Below are 16,729 nucleotides of genomic sequence, written 5' to 3'. Positions count from 1 at the left end.
CAAGAAAGCATGCAGGAGACCAGAAATAGTCCTGTATGCCTTCTTTTATATGAACGTAACCCACATTGTCTGGAATGTGGCAGATGGGCGTATTCCTTCGCCCTTATTCAACAGGAATTAAAATGAGCGAAAGCTTTGCAGAACTCTTTGAAGAAAGCCTAAAAACCCTGAATCTTCAGGCTGGCTCGATCATCACCGCTATCATCGTTGATATCGATTACCAAGCTGGTTGGGTTACCGTTCACGCTGGTTTGAAGTCTGAAGGCCTCATCCCGCTGGAGCAGTTCCACAACGACGCTGGCGAACTGAACATCAACATCGGTGATGAAGTTCACGTTGCGCTGGACGCGGTCGAAGACGGCTTTGGCGAAACCAAACTGTCCCGTGAAAAAGCCAAGCGCGCTGAATGCTGGATCGTTCTGGAAGCAGCCTTCGCAGCAGAAGAAGTGGTCAAGGGCGTTATCAACGGTAAGGTTAAAGGCGGCTTCACTGTCGACGTTAACGGCATCCGTGCGTTCCTGCCAGGTTCTCTGGTTGACGTTCGTCCAGTGCGCGACACCACGCACCTGGAAGGTAAAGAGCTGGAATTCAAGGTCATCAAACTTGACCAGAAGCGCAACAACGTTGTTGTTTCGCGTCGCAGCGTACTGGAAGCAGAGAACTCGGCAGAGCGCGAAGCGCTGCTGGAATCCTTGCAAGAAGGTCAGCAAGTTAAAGGTATCGTTAAAAACCTCACCGACTACGGCGCGTTCGTGGATCTGGGTGGCGTTGACGGCCTGCTGCACATCACTGACATGGCGTGGAAGCGCATCAAGCATCCTTCCGAAATCGTCAACGTTGGCGACGAGATTGATGTAAAGGTTCTGAAGTACGATCGCGAGCGCAATCGTGTTTCCCTGGGCCTCAAGCAACTGGGCGAAGATCCATGGGTTGCTATCAAAGCCCGTTACCCAGAAAGCACTCGCGTTACCGCTCGTGTAACCAACCTGACCGACTACGGCTGCTTCGCTGAGCTGGAAGAAGGCGTTGAAGGTTTGGTACACGTGTCCGAAATGGACTGGACCAACAAAAACATCCACCCTTCGAAAGTCGTACAAGTCGGCGACGAAGTGGAAGTTATGGTTCTGGACATCGACGAAGAGCGTCGTCGTATCTCCCTGGGCATCAAGCAGTGCAAATCTAACCCATGGGAAGATTTCTCTGGCCAGTTCAACAAGGGCGATAAAATCTCCGGCACCATCAAGTCGATCACCGATTTCGGTATCTTCATTGGTCTGGACGGCGGCATCGACGGTCTGGTTCACCTGTCCGACATCTCCTGGAACGAAGTGGGCGAAGAAGCCGTACGTCGTTTCAAGAAGGGCGACGAGCTGGACACCGTTATCCTGTCTGTTGACCCAGAGCGTGAGCGCATCTCCCTGGGTATCAAGCAGCTGGAAAGCGATCCGTTCTCCGAGTACGTACAAGAGAACGACAAAGGCGCAATCGTTAAGGGCATCGTGAAAGAAGTTGACGCTAAAGGCGCCATCATCACTCTGGCCAACGATATCGAAGCGACTCTGAAAGCCTCCGAAATCAGCCGTGACCGCGTTGAAGACGCGCGCAACGTTCTGAAAGAAGGCGAAGAAGTAGAAGCCAAGATCATCAGCGTTGATCGTAAGAGCCGCGTAATCCAACTCTCCATCAAGTCGAAAGATGATGCTGAAGAGAAAGAAGCAATCCAGAGCCTGCGCGACAAGCCAGCTACCTCTGACATTGCTGCTGGTCCGACCACTTTGGGCGACCTGCTGCGTGCACAAATGGAAAAGCAGAACTAAGTTCTGATTGACCATTAAAAAGGGCGACTTCGGTCGCCCTTTTTTGTGCGCGCGAGTTTGATAGTGTTTTCTATCCTCTGTGCTTTGCTTTCCTGGGGTTCTCATGCCTGCGAGGTTGTGTAGCGTTCTCGCTGGTTGAGTCGAATTCAAGCCAATCCAGGTGTCGCTTATTGCAGGGCTGATCGCAGCGTGTCTGTGGTTCTCTTCATTAACCCGAACCTACCTAAAAGTTCCCCTTCAATATTTCTTCAGATAAGTCAATCCCTGGGCTGTTCAAAGTCACTTGATCATGCTAAAACCTTTCAAGCGCTGATCTAGCTGCTTGAAAAAGAAGGGAAAAATATGACGAAGTCGGAGTTGATCGAACGAATTGTCACCCATCAAGGGCTACTCTCATCCAAGGATGTGGAGCTGGCCATCAAGACTATGCTTGAACAAATGTCACAGTCCCTGGCGACCGGAGATCGAATAGAGATCCGCGGTTTTGGTAGTTTTTCGCTGCACTACCGTGCACCTCGTGTGGGGCGTAACCCAAAAACCGGACAGTCTGTCAGCTTGGACGGCAAGTTCGTCCCTCATTTCAAACCGGGCAAGGAATTGCGGGATCGGGTGAATGAGGACGAGGAAGATGACTTTAATCCTGAAGAGTAAAGGAGCTGCTCATGCGTGCTATTAAGCGCACAGCCGTCGTGGTGGTGTGTCTGCTGATTTTCTTTGGCGTGATTATTTTCATTCTTGAAAATCAGCAAGCGACATCACTGACGTTTCTTGGCTGGAATACGCCACAGCTGCCAGCAGCATTGTTCTTTGTCGGTGCGCTGTTGTTAGGGCTAGCGATTGGCCCGCTTATAGGCTTTCTTGCCTACTGGCGAAAATCCGCCGGCTTGAAGCGCCGCATGCACCTTAACTGACCTACGCGTTCAACGTTCATGCGCTTGAGCTTTTACGAGGCGAGTCAGGCGCGTTGAGTGAGGCGGTGTAAGAAATACGGCTTTTTCTGTGTAAGTGATTTCTCAGGAGAATCCCTACTTATGCTCAAGCCTTGTATTGTTTTGTAATACTGGCAGAATGCGGGCTGTTCTCGATTGCCAGCTATTTTTTGTGCTTCACCAGGTGCGCAGTGATGCCATTACCCGGTTGAAAATAAATCGTATTTCAAGCACGCAAGAAAAATTTCTGCATGACGAGCCCGCAGTTTCTTTTGAAGGCAGGCCCTTGTTGTGACCAGTATTTCTCGTATACCCAGTGGCTCATCATCGGATGAGATTGACCTGATTGCTTTGTTTCAGGCGATTTGGCAGCAAAAGAAAATTATCATTGCCACAACTATCATCAGCGGGATGATAGCACTGGGCTATGCCTATTACGCAACGCCTGAATATCAAGTCACCAGCGTTCTTCGCCCTGCGGCGATCAACGAGCTGGACGCGCTCAATCGCTCAGGCGTCTACACGCTGCCGCCCAGCGAAGCGTTGATGAAAGTGGGGGCCAGCCTGGAGTCATACGATTCGCGCCTGGGCTTCTTCCGGGACAATCAGGAACTCTTCAGACAATTCAAGCGTCCAGGCCGGACACTTGAGCAAAGTTTTGAAGAGTTCAACCGTGACTCGCTCAAGCTGGTTCTGCCAGACCCTAAAAAAGCGGATGCACTCAGTGCGTTCATTGGTCTTGAGCTGAATTACCCTAAGGGCGTGGATGGTGTGCAGATTCTCAATGGCTTTGTTGATTACGCAATCAATGCAGAGCGCGAGCAGATCGCTGCTGACCTGAAAGTCATCGTCAATAACCGTCTGACTGAGCTCAAAGGCAAGATCGACGCTGCCCGCTCAAGTTATGAAAATGACAAGGCAGCTCGTATCGCCACGTTGCAGGAAGCAGATAACCTCAAGCGTGCTCAGCTACAAGACGAGTTGAAAGCCTTGCGTCAGCAGCTGAAAGTAGCGCGTTCAGACAGAATGGCGCAATTGTCAGAAGCGATTGGCATTGCCAAAACCTTGGGGATTCAAAAGCCGACTACGCCTTCTGCCTTGGGCGACTCTGTACGTTCGGGCGATACCAGCGTCATGCGCACCGAAATCAACAACCAGCAGATTCCTCTCTACTTTATGGGTGTTGAAGCCCTGGAGGCGGAGCGTGCGGCCTTGCAGCAGCGTAAAACGGATGACTTCACCGAAGGGCGCATTGCACAGATCGCCCGTGAGTTGCAATTACTGCAAAGCAACAGGGAAGTAGAAGTGCTCAAGCAGCGTCAAAATGAAGACGTGTTTTTGAGTGGGGTTGAACCTCTGCGTGCAGAAGTCGTACGGTTGGGCAACTTGAACAATCTGGATTTCACAAACCTGAAGCTTGTTTCCATCGACCGTAAAGCGTTGGAACCGATGGCGCCTGTTAAACCCAAAAAGTCGTTGATTGTAGTGATGGGTTTGTTGCTCGGTGGCATGTTTGGAGTCTTCATTGTGCTAATGCGGTACTTGGTCAAGTCGCATCGACTTCAGCAGCAAAGACTGTCCCCGGTGCTCTCTGCGACGTTAAGTGGAGCACAGGGTGTGGTGAGCGGTAACGGAAAAGTCTTGCAAAGTGATCGTCGCTGATCGGTTAGATGCCTGGATGCATCTCGACCTGACTTGTGGACTAATTGCCTCTTCATGGAGTTGAGCCGAGAGCAAGCCTATGCCGTATCCACACATCATTCACCATGGGGCCGTTAATGGCGTCACAGGTTCATGCCACCAACTGGTGATGGATGCTGACGCCAGTCTGTTGATTGACTGTGGCCTTTTTCAGGGAACTGAAAAAAGTGCCAATGCCAGCGTTCATAGCCAGCAGCAAGGCATCGATTTTTGCCTGGAAGGTATCAAGGCGTTGGTGGTTACGCATGTGCATGCTGACCACGTGGGTCGAATTCCTTGGTTGCTGGCAGCGGGTTTCGAGGGGCCAATCATTTGTAGCGAACCCTCGGCCAAGCTTTTGCCATTGGTTCTTGAGGATGCTTTCAAGCTTGAAATAAGTCGCGACTCCAAAAAAGTTGAGCGTTATCTAGAGTATGTAGATGCCCGCATTGTGGCGTTGCCTTACGGCCAATGGCACGCGATTGAATCCGGTGAGCATGTACTGCCGCGAATCCGCTTACAGCGCGCAGGCCACATCCTGGGTTCGGCGTATGTGGAATGTGATCTGAGCTACCCGGCTCATGACCAGAACCTGAGGATCGTGTTTTCTGGCGATTTAGGTGCCCCGCATACCCCTTTGTTACCGTCTCCTCAATCTCCCGAACGTGCGGATGTACTGGTCCTGGAAAGCACCTACGGCGATCGTTTACATGAGGGCAGGGCTTGCCGTCAGTTCAAGCTTGAACACGCCATCGACAAGGCATTGGCAGACCACGGCACTTTGTTGATTCCGGCATTCAGCATAGGCCGTACCCAAGAACTGCTCTGCGAAATTGAAGACATCCTGCACCGAAAAGCAATGCTTGCAGTGAATCCTGCAGCGGCAAACAAGGATCAATCCTTGCCGGTCAATTGGCCGCAATTGCCTGTCATCGTCGATTCCCCCCTGGCAGGTCGGCTAACAGCTGCATATCGCCAACTGGAACCTTACTGGGATGGGTCTGCACGTGAGCACTTGAGCGATAATCGTAACCCTCTGCTTTTTGAACAATTAATCACTATCGATAGCCACGCAAAACACCTGCAAACAGTCAACTATCTAAGCAGCACGGGTCGCCCCGCCATTGTGATAGCGGCAAGTGGCATGTGCTCCAGCGGTCGAATTGTTAATTACCTCAAAGCCATGCTTTCAGACCCAAGGCATAATGTACTTTTTGTGGGTTATCAAGCGCAGGGTACAGTTGGCGCAAATATTCAAAAATACGGATCGACAGGTGGTTTTGTTGAGTTAGAAGGTGAGCGCTGTATTATCCGTGCAGGCGTTTCGAGCTTAGGCGGATATTCTGCCCATGCTGACCAACAAGATTTGCTCAATTTTGTATCCGGTATCGACCCGTTGCCCAAACAAATACGCTTGGTGCACGGCGAGCTTTTTGCAAAAGAAACCTTAGGGAATGAACTCTACAAGCTCTACAACACTCGAAGCCAATCACTCGAGCTACTGATTCCTGAATATTAAACCTGAACACGTGCGATGACATATCGCCACTACTAAAAGACCCTGACGGTTTGCCCGCGCAATCATGACAGGCACGATGGCAAACCACGGAAGACCGCTTGATGATTGACCCATGGACCTGAGAAGCAACCACAATGCCCCGACATCTGTTGCGCCAAAGCAGGGCAACTGGTACTTGGTGCAGTGCAAACCTCAACAAGATGAGCGCGCAGAAGAAAACCTTATGCGTCAGGGCTTTGGATGTTCACGTCCAGTCTGCCGCCGTGAGCGCATGCTAAGAGGCAAGCGTCAAATCATCGAAGAATCGTTGTTTCCAGGCTATCTCTTCATCCACATGCCAGCCGGTTCAAACTGGGCTCCCCTGCGCTCGACGCGAGGTGTGGCACGTATTGTTGCGTTTGGTGGACGCCCCTTGGCAGTTGCTGACGAGCTCATCGAAACTCTCCAGTCGCGTGTCAAAACGCAGCTTATCTCCCAGTTCACGCCAGGTGAGCACGTTGTCATCAAGGATCACGGATTTGAAGGCATTGAGTCCATCTTCATGGCAATGGAGGGAGATGAAAGGGTCATTTTGCTTATCAATCTGCTAAATCGGCAGCAACAGATCAGTTTGCCTCTGGCGAGTATCGCCAGTCGCTAAAGCAATACTCAGGATCGCATCCTGGGCAGCTATGGATTAAACCGTTCTCAGGAAATTGACGATCAATCCTGGGGCGGTAGCGTGTTTAAACTTTAAGCTGACACTTCGGTTGGTTGAGTGCTCACCAAGCGCTGAAAATTATTACGGACGACTAAGTCATGAAAGGCATTATTTTAGCCGGCGGATCGGGTACAAGGTTGTACCCGATTACTAAAGGCGTCTCTAAGCAACTTTTACCTGTCTACGACAAGCCGATGATTTACTACCCGCTTTCGGTATTGATGTTGGCGGGCATTAAAGATGTGCTGCTCATCAGTACCCCGCAAGATATTGATAGCTTCAAGCGCCTTTTAGGAGATGGTTCAGACTTCGGGATTAACTTGAGTTACGCGGAGCAAGCATCACCTGACGGGCTGGCGCAAGCCTTTATTATCGGGGAATCATTCGTCGGTCAGGATTCAGTGTGTTTAGTGCTAGGCGACAATATTTTCTATGGTCATGGCTTTGGTACCATGTTGCGTAATGCAGCCAAAATAACCGATGGCGCTACAGTTTTCGGTTATCAGGTTAAAGACCCTGAGCGTTTCGGTGTGGTTGAATTTGATAAAGAAAAGCGAGCTATTTCGATTGAAGAGAAGCCACTTAAACCGAAATCTGACTATGCCGTGACTGGGCTTTATTTTTACGACAATGAAGTGCTTGAAATTGCTAAGTCAGTCAAGCCTTCGGCGCGGGGTGAGCTTGAAATAACCAGTATCAACCAAGCCTACCTGGATCGTAATAAACTGAACGTTGAATTGCTCGGTCGTGGTTTTGCCTGGTTAGACACCGGTACTCATGAAAGCCTGCTCGAAGCAAGTCACTTTGTTGAAACCATTGAGAAAAGGCAAGGTTTCAAAGTCGCCTGTTTGGAAGAGATTGGATTTAATAATGGCTGGCTTGAGCTTTCACATTTGCAACGTCAAGGTGATTTGCTGTCCAAGAACAGTTATGGACAATACTTGCTAACGCTTGCAAAGAGTATTCGCTAATGGAACTTGAGAAGTGGATTGAATTTCAACGTTTAGGCGATGAGCGTGGCGATTTGGTTGCTTTAGAAATAGGCCAGCAGCAAGAAGTGCCCTTTGAAATAAAGCGTGTTTATTATATCTATCGTACGGGCGAAGGTGTAAGTCGCGGTTTTCATGCGCACAAGACTTTAAAGCAAGTGGCTATTTGTATATCTGGAAGCTGTAATATTACTTTAGATGATGGTTTTTCACGGTTGGATGTACACTTGTGTTCCCCAACCAAAGGTTTATTGATCGAAAGCTTCATGTGGCGGGAAATGCACAGCTTTAGTGAAAATTGCGTGCTTCTTGTGTTGGCGAGCGCTCATTATGATGAGTCTGATTATATTCGGAACTATGAAGAGTTTTTGCGCGTCGCAAGAGGTCATGAATGTTAATTATTGCCGGCAAAAATGATATTGCTGTTCATGGTTTGGAGTTGGCACTTTCTTTTTTGCCGAAAGAGAAAGTGGCAGTTGTTTGTAATCGCAACGAATCAGGAGCTGATGAGTGGCAGCGCTCTTTGAGAAAAGCAGCACAGTTCCATGGTGTAAAAGAGATAAGCCTTGAAGAAGCGTATGTGCAGGCAAACATCCTATTTCTGTCCTTGGAATTCGATAGGATCGTGGTGCCAGAAAAGTTCAGTATTAAGAATGTGTTCAATATTCACTTCTCTCTGCTGCCTAAATATAAAGGTATGTTTACCTCAGTTTGGCCGTTGTTAAATTACGAATCTCATTCAGGTGTCACATTGCATCGTATTGATCAAGGGATCGATACGGGTGGCGTAGTAGATCAATGTGAATTTGAGATCTTGCCATGGTGGGTGTCCAGAGATCTCTATTTTGCTTACACAAACACCGCGATAAAAGTCTTGGCCAGAAACTTCTCAGATTTGATCGCTGGACAATCCGTTTCCAGTCCTCAGGACAGTGTAAGATCTACATACTATTCAGCAGGCTCTATTGTTTTTTCCGAGGTGAAACTGCCTGTAAAAAAAACAGCATGGGAAATTCAGCAATATATTCGTGCCTTCTCATTTCGTGAGTATCAATTTTTGCGCTTTGATGGAGAAGCAGTTGTTTCTGCCACGCTATTGAGTACTTCTTCAGGACTAAAGGCTGGAGAAGTTGTATGTAAAAAGTCCGATAGTGTTGTGATATCAACGATTGACTATGATATTGAGCTTTATTTTGACAGATTAGATTCGTTATTAGAGTCATGTCGAGAAAATGATGTGAGCTCAGTCCGTAGACTGATATCCAATTGTGCTGGCTACAATGATGCAGGCAGTCATGGATGGACACCTTTGATTGTGGCTTGTTACGCTGGGTCTTTAGAAGTAGTCAAATATCTTGTTGGGCTAGGTGCTGATGTAAACAGACCCAATCGCAAAGGTACGACGCCGTTAATGTATGCCAAAGATGCTTATTTTTCAGGGCGCTGTAAAAAAATATTCACTATATTAGTCAAGCATGGTGCCGATCTTGAGCATAGAGACGCAGCAGGCAAAAAATTAAAAGAATATGTCTCAACTGCTCAGTACAAAGAGCTGTTGGTTAGTTTGACGCACGCGGGTGACTTGTAATGATACCTTTTCTCGATTTGAAACAAATAAATAAAGTATTTAGTGAAGAGCTTCTCGCCGCCTGTAAGCGCGTAATTGATTCGGGTTGGTATATTGGAGGTGCGGAGCTTCTTTCTTTTGAAACGGCGTTCGCTGATTATTGTGGGGTTAAACATTGTGTGGGAGTGGCCAATGGTCTCGACGCGCTCGTATTGACCATTAGGGCTTGGAAGGAACTTGGGAAACTGACAGATGGCGATGAAGTCATTGTGCCCTCGAATACTTATATAGCTAGCATTTTGGCAATCAGCGAGAATGGATTGACACCAGTATTGGTTGAACCAAATCCCAGTACTTATAATCTATGCCCTGAAAACACCAGGCAGGCAATAACACCCAGGACCAAAGCCATTTTGCCCGTGCATTTATACGGGCATTTAGCTGATATGCCTGCTTTCATGCAGATCGCCGAAGAATACAATTTGCTTGTTCTTGAAGATTCCGCTCAAGCCCATGGTGCAAGCTTGCATGGAAAAAAGGCAGGTAGTTGGGGACATGCCTCAGGCTTCAGTTTCTACCCAGGGAAGAATTTGGGCGCTTTGGGGGATGCGGGTGCTATTACTACCAATGATGATGCGTTAGCTGACACACTGAGAGCGCTTAGAAACTACGGATCTCAAGAAAAGTATAAAAACTTATACAAGGGTGTGAATAGCCGTCTGGATGAAATTCAGGCTGCGATGCTAAGTGTTAAGTTGAAGTACCTCGATGCCCAGACTGCACATAGACAACTCATCGCCTCTCTGTATCTGAGTGAAATTAAAAATCCGGAAATCAGTTTGCCTGGCGTGGATGTGTCGAACCAGGTTTGGCATCTATTCGTCATCAGGACTAAACACCGCGCAGCCTTGCAACACCATTTGCAAGAACATGGCGTGCAAACTTTAATTCATTACCCGATAGCACCTCACAAGCAAGATGCTTATAAAGAGTTTGCGCACCTCCAACTGCCCGTGAGTGAACAACTGCACGCTGAAGTGCTAAGTTTGCCTATTGGTCCTGAGTTAAGTTCCGAAGAAGCACGTCATATTGTGTCAGTCTGCAATAGCTTTAGCGTCAAACATTAAGTATGACCCTAATTAAAACCAGCCTGCTCAATGCGATTGCAGTCATCATAAAAATGCTCACCTTGCTGGGGATCAATAAGGTGCTTGCCGTGTACGTTGGTCCTTCTGGATATGCAGCGATAGGGCAGTTTCAAAACGCTGTACAGATGATTACCGCTTTTTCCAGTGGGGCAATCAATACTGGCGTTACAAAATATACTGCCGAATACCAAGGCGATATTGAGTTGACACGCCGGTTATGGAAAACGGCAGGCATGATTGTGATCTGTGCCTCTACTGCAGTCGCACTCTTGGTTGCCATTTTTTGTGTTCCGCTTGCACGCTATTTTCTCAATGATGTGACGTTGTCTGGTGTATTTCTCTGGTTTGCAGCGACCTTGGTATTATTTACATTCAATGCCTTGCTACTCGCTATTCTTAATGGAAAAAAAGAAATCCATAGTTATGTATTGGCCAACATTGCAGGGAGTATATTTTCTTTAGCCGTAACCGTGTTAATGACGATGTACTACAAGCTCTACGGTGCTTTAGTCGCGTTGGCTATTTACCAGTCGATTTCGTTTTTTGTCACATTAGCGATCTGTGGCCGAAAACCCTGGTTCCGTGTGAAGGATATGATCGGGCGTATTGATGGAACGATTGCCCTTAATCTCTCAAAATTTACAGCGATGGCACTCACGTCCGCAGCATGTTTACCCCTCACGTCAATTTTAATTCGTAACACCCTTGGCGAACATTTTGGCTGGGACAGTGCTGGTTATTGGGAAGCAATGTGGCGCTTGAGCACCGCGTATCTCATGTTGGTCACGACGACATTAGGGGTGTATTACCTTCCAAAATTATCTGAATTGAAAGCATCAACGGACATTCGTGCTGAAATCATCAATGGTTATAAATACATACTACCGGTCGCTGTTATTATCGGTGTCAGTGTTTATGTTTTGAAGGATTTCATCATCAGTGTGTTGTTTACGCCTGATTTTTATCCCATGCGCGACCTTTTTGCATGGCAGTTAACAGGTGATACGCTAAAAATTGGCAGCTGGATCATTGGTTATCTAATGATCAGCAAGGCAATGATTCGGTTATACATTGTTTCCGAAATAATCTGTGCGTTAGTTTTTGTCGCGAGTGTTAAGTTTTTCACTTTGCTATTGGGTTTTCAGGGCGCTGCTGTTGGATATGCCTTCACATACTTTTTATATTGGCTTGTGATGGGGTCTATCGTCTGGAAAAGAATCGATCGTCTTGAGTCCTGAATAAGCAGTCCGACATTAACTGAGTAGGCAATTTATGAGTTCTGAACCGTTAGTAACCATTGTGATTCCATCCTATAACCATGAACGCTATGTCGTGGATAGTATAAAAGGGGTGGTGTCTCAAACCTATAATAACGTTGAGTTGATTATTATTGATGACGGCTCAACGGATGGTTCAGTGTCTAGAATTGAATCCATGCTTGACACTTGCCGTGAACGCTTCAAGCGATTCGAGTTTCGCTCGCGACCCAATAAAGGTTTATGCGCCACCCTCAATGAAGCCTTGGAGTGGTCTCAAGGTGAATTTTTTTCATTAATCGCCAGTGATGATATTTTGCTGGAGAATAAAACCAGCGTATTGGTTGACGTTTTAAGGACAGACGATTCCATCGTGGCAGCCTTTGGCGGCCTTGAATTGATTGATGATCTTAACCGTCCTGTTGCTAGTGTGTACGGGGCTGATAAAGTTCACACATTTGATGAGATCATCATGGGGGAAACAGTCCCCGGAGCGCCTGCCGGGCTGATGAGAACGCCTGCATTAAAACGTGTAGGTGGGTACCCTGAATCCTTGAGTGTCGAAGATTGGTACATGTGGTTGACGTTAACCAACACCGGGCAGCGTTTGCGATCGATCAAAGAACCCGTTGTCAAATACCGGTTACATGAAAATAACACCGCAAAAAAATACAAGTTGATGCATGAGCAACGATTGAAAATACTCAGCTTTTTTACACAGAGTCATCTTTATTCTCGTGCCGTCAATCGGGCGTATTTAACGTCTGCAGCGGAGGCCAGTAGTGTTCCCGATGTCCCATTTACCCTCGCAATGATCAGGTCAGCTAAGGGTGAAAGTTATCGCTTGCGCTGCCTGTACCTTGTCAAATCGTTACTTCCTAAATCTATTGTTAAAGTTGCCAAGATTTTTTTGAAAAAATAAGGATGCGTGTGAGATGAGTGACGTGCGGTTGTCGTTAATTGGAACAAGTCAGGGTGGGCGCGAGAAAGAAGTACGCCGTTTATTAAATAGTTTGGTAGGCTACTTTGATTCATTAGAGATAATCTTTGTAGACCAAACTTCTGGTGACAAATTACAAACTATTTTCAATGATTTTTTTGGTGTCGTAAACTTCAAGTTGTTAAAGAGTCAGCCTTGCCCGTTGTCTGTTGCCCGAAATATAGCTCTTGATTATGCATCAGGTGAGGTTATCGGTTTTTGTGATGACGATGCTTATTATAATAATGATATTCTTGCAGAATTAGTTGGTGGCTTAGAGCGCGGCGCTGTTATTTCATTTCCTGTGCGAGATGGTGTAACTGGAAAAGCTTATGCCTCACGCTCCTATCCAGCAAAATTCAAAAAACTTAACTATCTGGGTGTAATTAAATACTCATTAAGTGTGGGGACATTCATTTCATTGCGGTCGCTCGATGATAGATCTCACATCAGATTTGATGAAAGGTTGGGGGCTGGTACTAATCTAGGTGGTTCTGAAGAAACTGAACTGTTTTTCAGATTGATAAAGTACGGTTATCAAGCTTATTTCAGTGACAAGGCTTCCGTATTTCACGATGATGATTTTTGTGGGTCTGATATTCTACCTAAAAAATATCAGATGTATGCAATTGGTTATGCTGTAGTTATTAAAAAATACATGCTAAGTTCACATGGTTTGTTGATGTTAGAAGTGGTGCGGGTTGTTGTGAGAAGTGCTGCGGGCTTGCTTTTTTCTTCTAAGAGAAAGGTGTGCGCTTCTCGGCTAAAAGGTTTTTTTAGCGGTATTTTCTTTAGGTCCTTGAGTTGATAGTGAGGAGAGGGGGGTGATAAAAATCAATAAAACTTTTTTGTTTGTTTTTTTACTTACAAATATTCCTTTTCTATATGCGTATTTTTACAATGATCCTAACGGACTTGTAAGTGTTGATTTCTCATTAAGTGAAGCTATTGTTTTACATGTTTTGTGTACTGTTTTTTTTCTTGCTGGATACTTTTTTACCTTCTTGGTTTCTCGAAAAAGTTATGTTAATAGATGCTACACTTTAAGAGGTCCAGTATTTGTTGTTTTGATGTCGCTGAGTGTTCTTGGAGTTTTTACTTCGATCTGGCAGATTCAGCAAACCCTGCCAATTATGGATTATTTTTCCTCCATGCTAACTGGTCAGGCTGGCGCTGAAGTTAGAGATGCATATCTGTTGGATAGTCGTAGTGGAGGTTTGCCGGGTTATATTAAGATATTTAATAACGCCCCGTTAGCTGTTTTTCTGTTCGCATGTGCAGCGGTTAACTATTTAAATTTAGATCAGGCCTCAATGAGGCAAATGAAACGATTATTGTTTTTTTCATTCTTTTTTGTAGTATTTAAGACCTTCTTGTCTCTGGATAGAATTACTATATTGGCTCTGATGCTGTGTTACTTTGATTATGGCGCTAGGAAAGGTTTTACTTTTAAGCAAGTTTCTGTTTTGTTTTTTTTGTTGGTTATAGCAAATATACTTTCCATGAGTCGAATGCAGGGGTATAGCGTTTTTGATTTTGTATTTATGTATATGAAGCTAGGGCTTATAAATTTGCAATTACTGTTGCAAGTCGATTATGACTATACTTTTGGTTTTCAAACAATTTTTCACTTTCTAACATATGTTTGGCCTGGCGTAAACGATTCATTGGGTATTGAGTTTCAAGATTATAAGTGGTTTTGGAATCCGGCATTATATTTCGCTTCTTATGGGTATCTGGATTTTGGGTATTTTGTGTTGCTGTTATATGCCTTTTTAGGAGCTTTAAGTGCTTTCTTTGATACGGGGGTTAAACGCAATAATAGCAAGGTCCTGATTTCACTCTATTTTGTATTTTTGTATGCGGTTGCCTCTTTGTTTACAGTTCCTGTCATTCGTGGTGTTGAGTTTGTCTTAGCAGTTTTGTTGGCCTCATTTTTTGCTATTTTTCTAGTTAAGAAGGTGTAATTTGATTCTCATAGACGGCATTGTGTTTTCACTTCAACGCTCTGGTGGTATATCTGCTTGTTTTAAGGAGTTGATAGGATTCCTGATTTCGGATGATGTGAAATTCAAATTTTTATCGTATGGAGGGAATGACATGTTTGATGTGTCATGCATTCCTGAGTTTCAGCAGGTTGCCTCTAAATCCCCTTGTTATCTACGGCGTTTAGAGCGCTATATGGATCAGCCTGTCTCTGAAGATATAAAGATATTTCACTCAAGTTATTATAGACTCCCTAAGAATAAGAAAATCAAGACAGTCACTACAGTGCATGACTTCACCTACGAGCATTTTGAGGTCGGAGCTAGGCGCGTAGTACATACCTTTCAAAAGCGTCGTGCTATTTTAAATAGTGATGTTGTCATATGTATATCTGAAAACACTAAGAATGACTTGTATGAATTCATACCTGAAGCCCGAGGGAAAGATGTTCGAGTTATCTATAATGGGGTTTCTCCTAACTATAGAATCCTTAATTGCGTAGATGAGCCTTCCACAGCGTTTGTGCTGTTTGTAGGAGCGCGCTCTGGGTATAAAAATTTCTCATGCTTAGTGGCTTCTCTGGAACATTTACCCCAATATAGTTTGGTGTGTGTGGGAGGGGGGGCGTTTAAGCAACAGGAATTAGCACAGCTAGATGCTTTAATACCGGGCAGATATAAGCATGAAAGCTATTTGACTAATGAGCAATTGAATAAACTTTATAATCAAGCTTTCTGCCTTGTTTACCCCTCTTTATATGAGGGGTTTGGTATACCTGCTTTAGAGGCAATGAGGGCGGGTTGCCCTGTGGTAGCCGCTGCGTTCTCATCTTTGCCTGAGATATGTGCTGATGCCGCAATACTATTGGCTGAGGTTTTGCCAGAGACCATTAAAGGTGCTATAGAATCACTCGAAGATAAATCGCTTAGAGAGTCGTATATCCTTAAGGGTTTAAAAAATTCATCCAGATTTTCATGGGAAAAAAACGCCCAGGAAATCATTGGTATTTACAAAGAGTTGTGTGGAGAAGCACGTGAGTAAAAAAATAGCGTTGATCACAGGTGTCACAGGCCAGGACGGTTCTTATCTGGCGGAGTTTCTGCTGGAAAAAGGTTATGAAGTTCACGGTATCAAACGCCGGGCTTCGTCCTTTAACACGCAACGTGTGGACCACATCTATCAAGATCCGCATGTCGATAATCAGAATTTTGTTCTTCATTATGGCGATTTGACGGACTCTTCAAATCTCACCCGTATCATTCAGGAAGTTCAACCTGATGAAGTCTACAACCTGGGTGCTCAATCCCACGTTGCGGTCAGTTTCGAGTCACCTGAGTACACAGCTGACGTCGATGCGATGGGGACCCTACGGATTCTCGAAGCTATTCGCCTGTTAGGTCTTGAAAAGAAAACTAGGTTTTATCAGGCTTCGACATCTGAGCTTTATGGGTTGGTGCAGGAGATTCCCCAAAAGGAAACGACGCCTTTCTATCCTCGCTCGCCTTACGCAGTCGCTAAAATGTACGCCTACTGGATCACGGTTAACTACCGTGAGGCTTATGGCATGTACGCCTGTAACGGCATTTTGTTTAACCATGAATCCCCACGTCGTGGTGAAACGTTTGTGACCCGTAAGATTACCCGTGCCTTGGCCAATATTTCACAAGGCTTGGAGTCCTGTGTCTTCTTGGGCAACATGGACGCGTTGCGTGACTGGGGTCATGCAAAAGACTACGTGCGCATGCAGTGGATGATGCTGCAACAGGAACAGCCTGAAGATTTTGTGATCGCGACCGGTGTGCAATATTCGGTGCGTGAATTCGTCAGCTGGTCGGCCGCTGAGTTGGGCATTACCTTGCGTTTTGAAGGTACCGGTGTTGAAGAAATCGGTGTGGTCGAATCCATCGATGGCGCATTGGCTCCTGCCCTCAACGTGGGTGATGTCGTGGTGCGTGTCGATCCGCGTTACTTCCGTCCCGCTGAAGTTGAGACGTTGCTGGGCGATCCGACCAAGGCAAAGACCAAGTTGGGCTGGACACCGGAAATCACTGTACAAGAAATGTGCGCCGAAATGGTGCGTGAAGACCTTAAAGTCGCTCAGCGCCACGCCTTGCTGAAGCAGCACGGGCATGATGTCCCTGTCGCCACGGAGAACTGAT

16 protein-coding genes are annotated in these 16,729 nt (G+C 46.1%); all 16 read left to right on the top strand.

All coding sequences use genetic code 11. The features are described from left to right. Positions 1-122 precede the first annotated feature (122 nt). The 16 genes from rpsA (at position 123) to gmd (ending at position 16,728) form a co-directional block, all read left to right on the top strand. Positions 123-1,817, top strand: coding sequence for a 30S ribosomal protein S1 (gene rpsA, locus BKD70_RS17315; protein WP_016780248.1), 1,695 nt, complete (start codon positions 123-125; stop codon positions 1,815-1,817). 342 nt (positions 1,818-2,159) lie between these two features. Continuing rightward, positions 2,160-2,468 (top strand): integration host factor subunit beta, encoded by a 309-nt coding sequence (gene ihfB / locus BKD70_RS17310; protein ID WP_047275326.1) that lies wholly within the window; start codon positions 2,160-2,162, stop codon positions 2,466-2,468. An 11-nt stretch (positions 2,469-2,479) separates the two neighbouring features. Then, positions 2,480-2,728, top strand: coding sequence for a lipopolysaccharide assembly protein LapA domain-containing protein (locus BKD70_RS17305; RefSeq protein WP_047275324.1), 249 nt, complete (start codon positions 2,480-2,482; stop codon positions 2,726-2,728). A gap of 309 nt (positions 2,729-3,037) precedes the next feature. Further along, positions 3,038-4,408 carry a Wzz/FepE/Etk N-terminal domain-containing protein gene (locus tag BKD70_RS17300; RefSeq protein ID WP_099421416.1) on the top strand — a complete coding sequence of 457 codons (1,371 nt, stop codon included), beginning with the start codon at positions 3,038-3,040 and terminating at the stop codon, positions 4,406-4,408. A gap of 79 nt (positions 4,409-4,487) precedes the next feature. Next, positions 4,488-5,945 (top strand): MBL fold metallo-hydrolase RNA specificity domain-containing protein, encoded by a 1,458-nt coding sequence (locus BKD70_RS17295; RefSeq protein ID WP_047275321.1) that lies wholly within the window; start codon positions 4,488-4,490, stop codon positions 5,943-5,945. 112 nt (positions 5,946-6,057) lie between these two features. Next, the gene (gene rfaH / locus BKD70_RS17290; protein ID WP_047275319.1) at positions 6,058-6,585 is read left to right on the top strand and encodes a transcription/translation regulatory transformer protein RfaH; all 528 of its coding nucleotides are present in this window, start codon (positions 6,058-6,060) and stop codon (positions 6,583-6,585) included. Positions 6,586-6,743: 158 nt separating this feature from the next. Then, the gene (gene rfbA / locus BKD70_RS17285; protein ID WP_047275317.1) at positions 6,744-7,616 is read left to right on the top strand and encodes a glucose-1-phosphate thymidylyltransferase RfbA; all 873 of its coding nucleotides are present in this window, start codon (positions 6,744-6,746) and stop codon (positions 7,614-7,616) included. Next, positions 7,616-8,032 carry an FdtA/QdtA family cupin domain-containing protein gene (locus BKD70_RS17280; RefSeq protein ID WP_047275315.1) on the top strand — a complete coding sequence of 139 codons (417 nt, stop codon included), beginning with the start codon at positions 7,616-7,618 and terminating at the stop codon, positions 8,030-8,032. The genes rfbA and BKD70_RS17280 overlap by 1 nt, the downstream gene beginning before the upstream one ends. Beyond that, positions 8,026-9,222 (top strand): ankyrin repeat domain-containing protein, encoded by a 1,197-nt coding sequence (locus BKD70_RS17275; RefSeq protein ID WP_047275313.1) that lies wholly within the window; start codon positions 8,026-8,028, stop codon positions 9,220-9,222. The genes BKD70_RS17280 and BKD70_RS17275 overlap by 7 nt, the downstream gene beginning before the upstream one ends. Continuing rightward, the gene (locus BKD70_RS17270) at positions 9,222-10,328 is read left to right on the top strand and encodes a DegT/DnrJ/EryC1/StrS aminotransferase family protein (protein ID WP_047275311.1); all 1,107 of its coding nucleotides are present in this window, start codon (positions 9,222-9,224) and stop codon (positions 10,326-10,328) included. Before BKD70_RS17275 ends, BKD70_RS17270 begins: the two co-directional genes overlap by 1 nt. A 2-nt stretch (positions 10,329-10,330) precedes the next feature. Continuing rightward, complete coding sequence (locus BKD70_RS17265) at positions 10,331-11,587, top strand: O-antigen translocase (protein WP_047275309.1); 1,257 nt, start codon at positions 10,331-10,333, stop codon at positions 11,585-11,587. A 34-nt stretch (positions 11,588-11,621) separates the two neighbouring features. Continuing rightward, positions 11,622-12,527 (top strand): glycosyltransferase, encoded by a 906-nt coding sequence (locus BKD70_RS17260; RefSeq protein ID WP_047275307.1) that lies wholly within the window; start codon positions 11,622-11,624, stop codon positions 12,525-12,527. A gap of 13 nt (positions 12,528-12,540) precedes the next feature. Then, on the top strand, positions 12,541-13,392 hold the full coding sequence (locus BKD70_RS24405; RefSeq protein WP_080960190.1) for a glycosyltransferase: 852 nt from the start codon (positions 12,541-12,543) through the stop codon (positions 13,390-13,392). A 16-nt stretch (positions 13,393-13,408) separates the two neighbouring features. Beyond that, on the top strand, positions 13,409-14,551 hold the full coding sequence (locus BKD70_RS17255; protein WP_139047511.1) for a hypothetical protein: 1,143 nt from the start codon (positions 13,409-13,411) through the stop codon (positions 14,549-14,551). A 1-nt stretch (position 14,552) separates the two neighbouring features. Beyond that, positions 14,553-15,611 carry a glycosyltransferase family 1 protein gene (locus tag BKD70_RS17250; protein WP_047275304.1) on the top strand — a complete coding sequence of 353 codons (1,059 nt, stop codon included), beginning with the start codon at positions 14,553-14,555 and terminating at the stop codon, positions 15,609-15,611. Next, the gene (gene gmd, locus BKD70_RS17245; protein WP_047275302.1) at positions 15,604-16,728 is read left to right on the top strand and encodes a GDP-mannose 4,6-dehydratase; all 1,125 of its coding nucleotides are present in this window, start codon (positions 15,604-15,606) and stop codon (positions 16,726-16,728) included. The genes BKD70_RS17250 and gmd overlap by 8 nt, the downstream gene beginning before the upstream one ends. Position 16,729 lies beyond the last annotated feature (1 nt).

The organism is Pseudomonas sp. BS-2016 (assembly GCF_001806145.1).
In the GTDB taxonomy this organism is placed as follows: domain Bacteria; phylum Pseudomonadota; class Gammaproteobacteria; order Pseudomonadales; family Pseudomonadaceae; genus Aquipseudomonas; species Aquipseudomonas lundensis.
This window is presented reverse-complemented; position numbering and strand designations above follow the sequence as displayed.

What these genes read in the sequence shown, in the direction of transcription:
- rpsA (WP_016780248.1), top strand. Translation starts at nt 123, where the DNA reads ATGAGCGAAAGCTTTGCAGAACTCTTTGAAGAAAGCCTAAAAACCCTG.
- ihfB (WP_047275326.1), top strand. Translation starts at nt 2,160, where the DNA reads ATGACGAAGTCGGAGTTGATCGAACGAATTGTCACCCATCAAGGGCTA.
- BKD70_RS17305 (WP_047275324.1), top strand. Translation starts at nt 2,480, where the DNA reads ATGCGTGCTATTAAGCGCACAGCCGTCGTGGTGGTGTGTCTGCTGATT.
- BKD70_RS17295 (WP_047275321.1), top strand. Translation starts at nt 4,488, where the DNA reads ATGCCGTATCCACACATCATTCACCATGGGGCCGTTAATGGCGTCACA.
- rfaH (WP_047275319.1), top strand. Translation starts at nt 6,058, where the DNA reads ATGGACCTGAGAAGCAACCACAATGCCCCGACATCTGTTGCGCCAAAG.
- rfbA (WP_047275317.1), top strand. Translation starts at nt 6,744, where the DNA reads ATGAAAGGCATTATTTTAGCCGGCGGATCGGGTACAAGGTTGTACCCG.
- BKD70_RS17280 (WP_047275315.1), top strand. Translation starts at nt 7,616, where the DNA reads ATGGAACTTGAGAAGTGGATTGAATTTCAACGTTTAGGCGATGAGCGT.
- BKD70_RS17275 (WP_047275313.1), top strand. Translation starts at nt 8,026, where the DNA reads ATGTTAATTATTGCCGGCAAAAATGATATTGCTGTTCATGGTTTGGAG.
- BKD70_RS17270 (WP_047275311.1), top strand. Translation starts at nt 9,222, where the DNA reads ATGATACCTTTTCTCGATTTGAAACAAATAAATAAAGTATTTAGTGAA.
- BKD70_RS17265 (WP_047275309.1), top strand. Translation starts at nt 10,331, where the DNA reads ATGACCCTAATTAAAACCAGCCTGCTCAATGCGATTGCAGTCATCATA.
- BKD70_RS17260 (WP_047275307.1), top strand. Translation starts at nt 11,622, where the DNA reads ATGAGTTCTGAACCGTTAGTAACCATTGTGATTCCATCCTATAACCAT.
- BKD70_RS24405 (WP_080960190.1), top strand. Translation starts at nt 12,541, where the DNA reads ATGAGTGACGTGCGGTTGTCGTTAATTGGAACAAGTCAGGGTGGGCGC.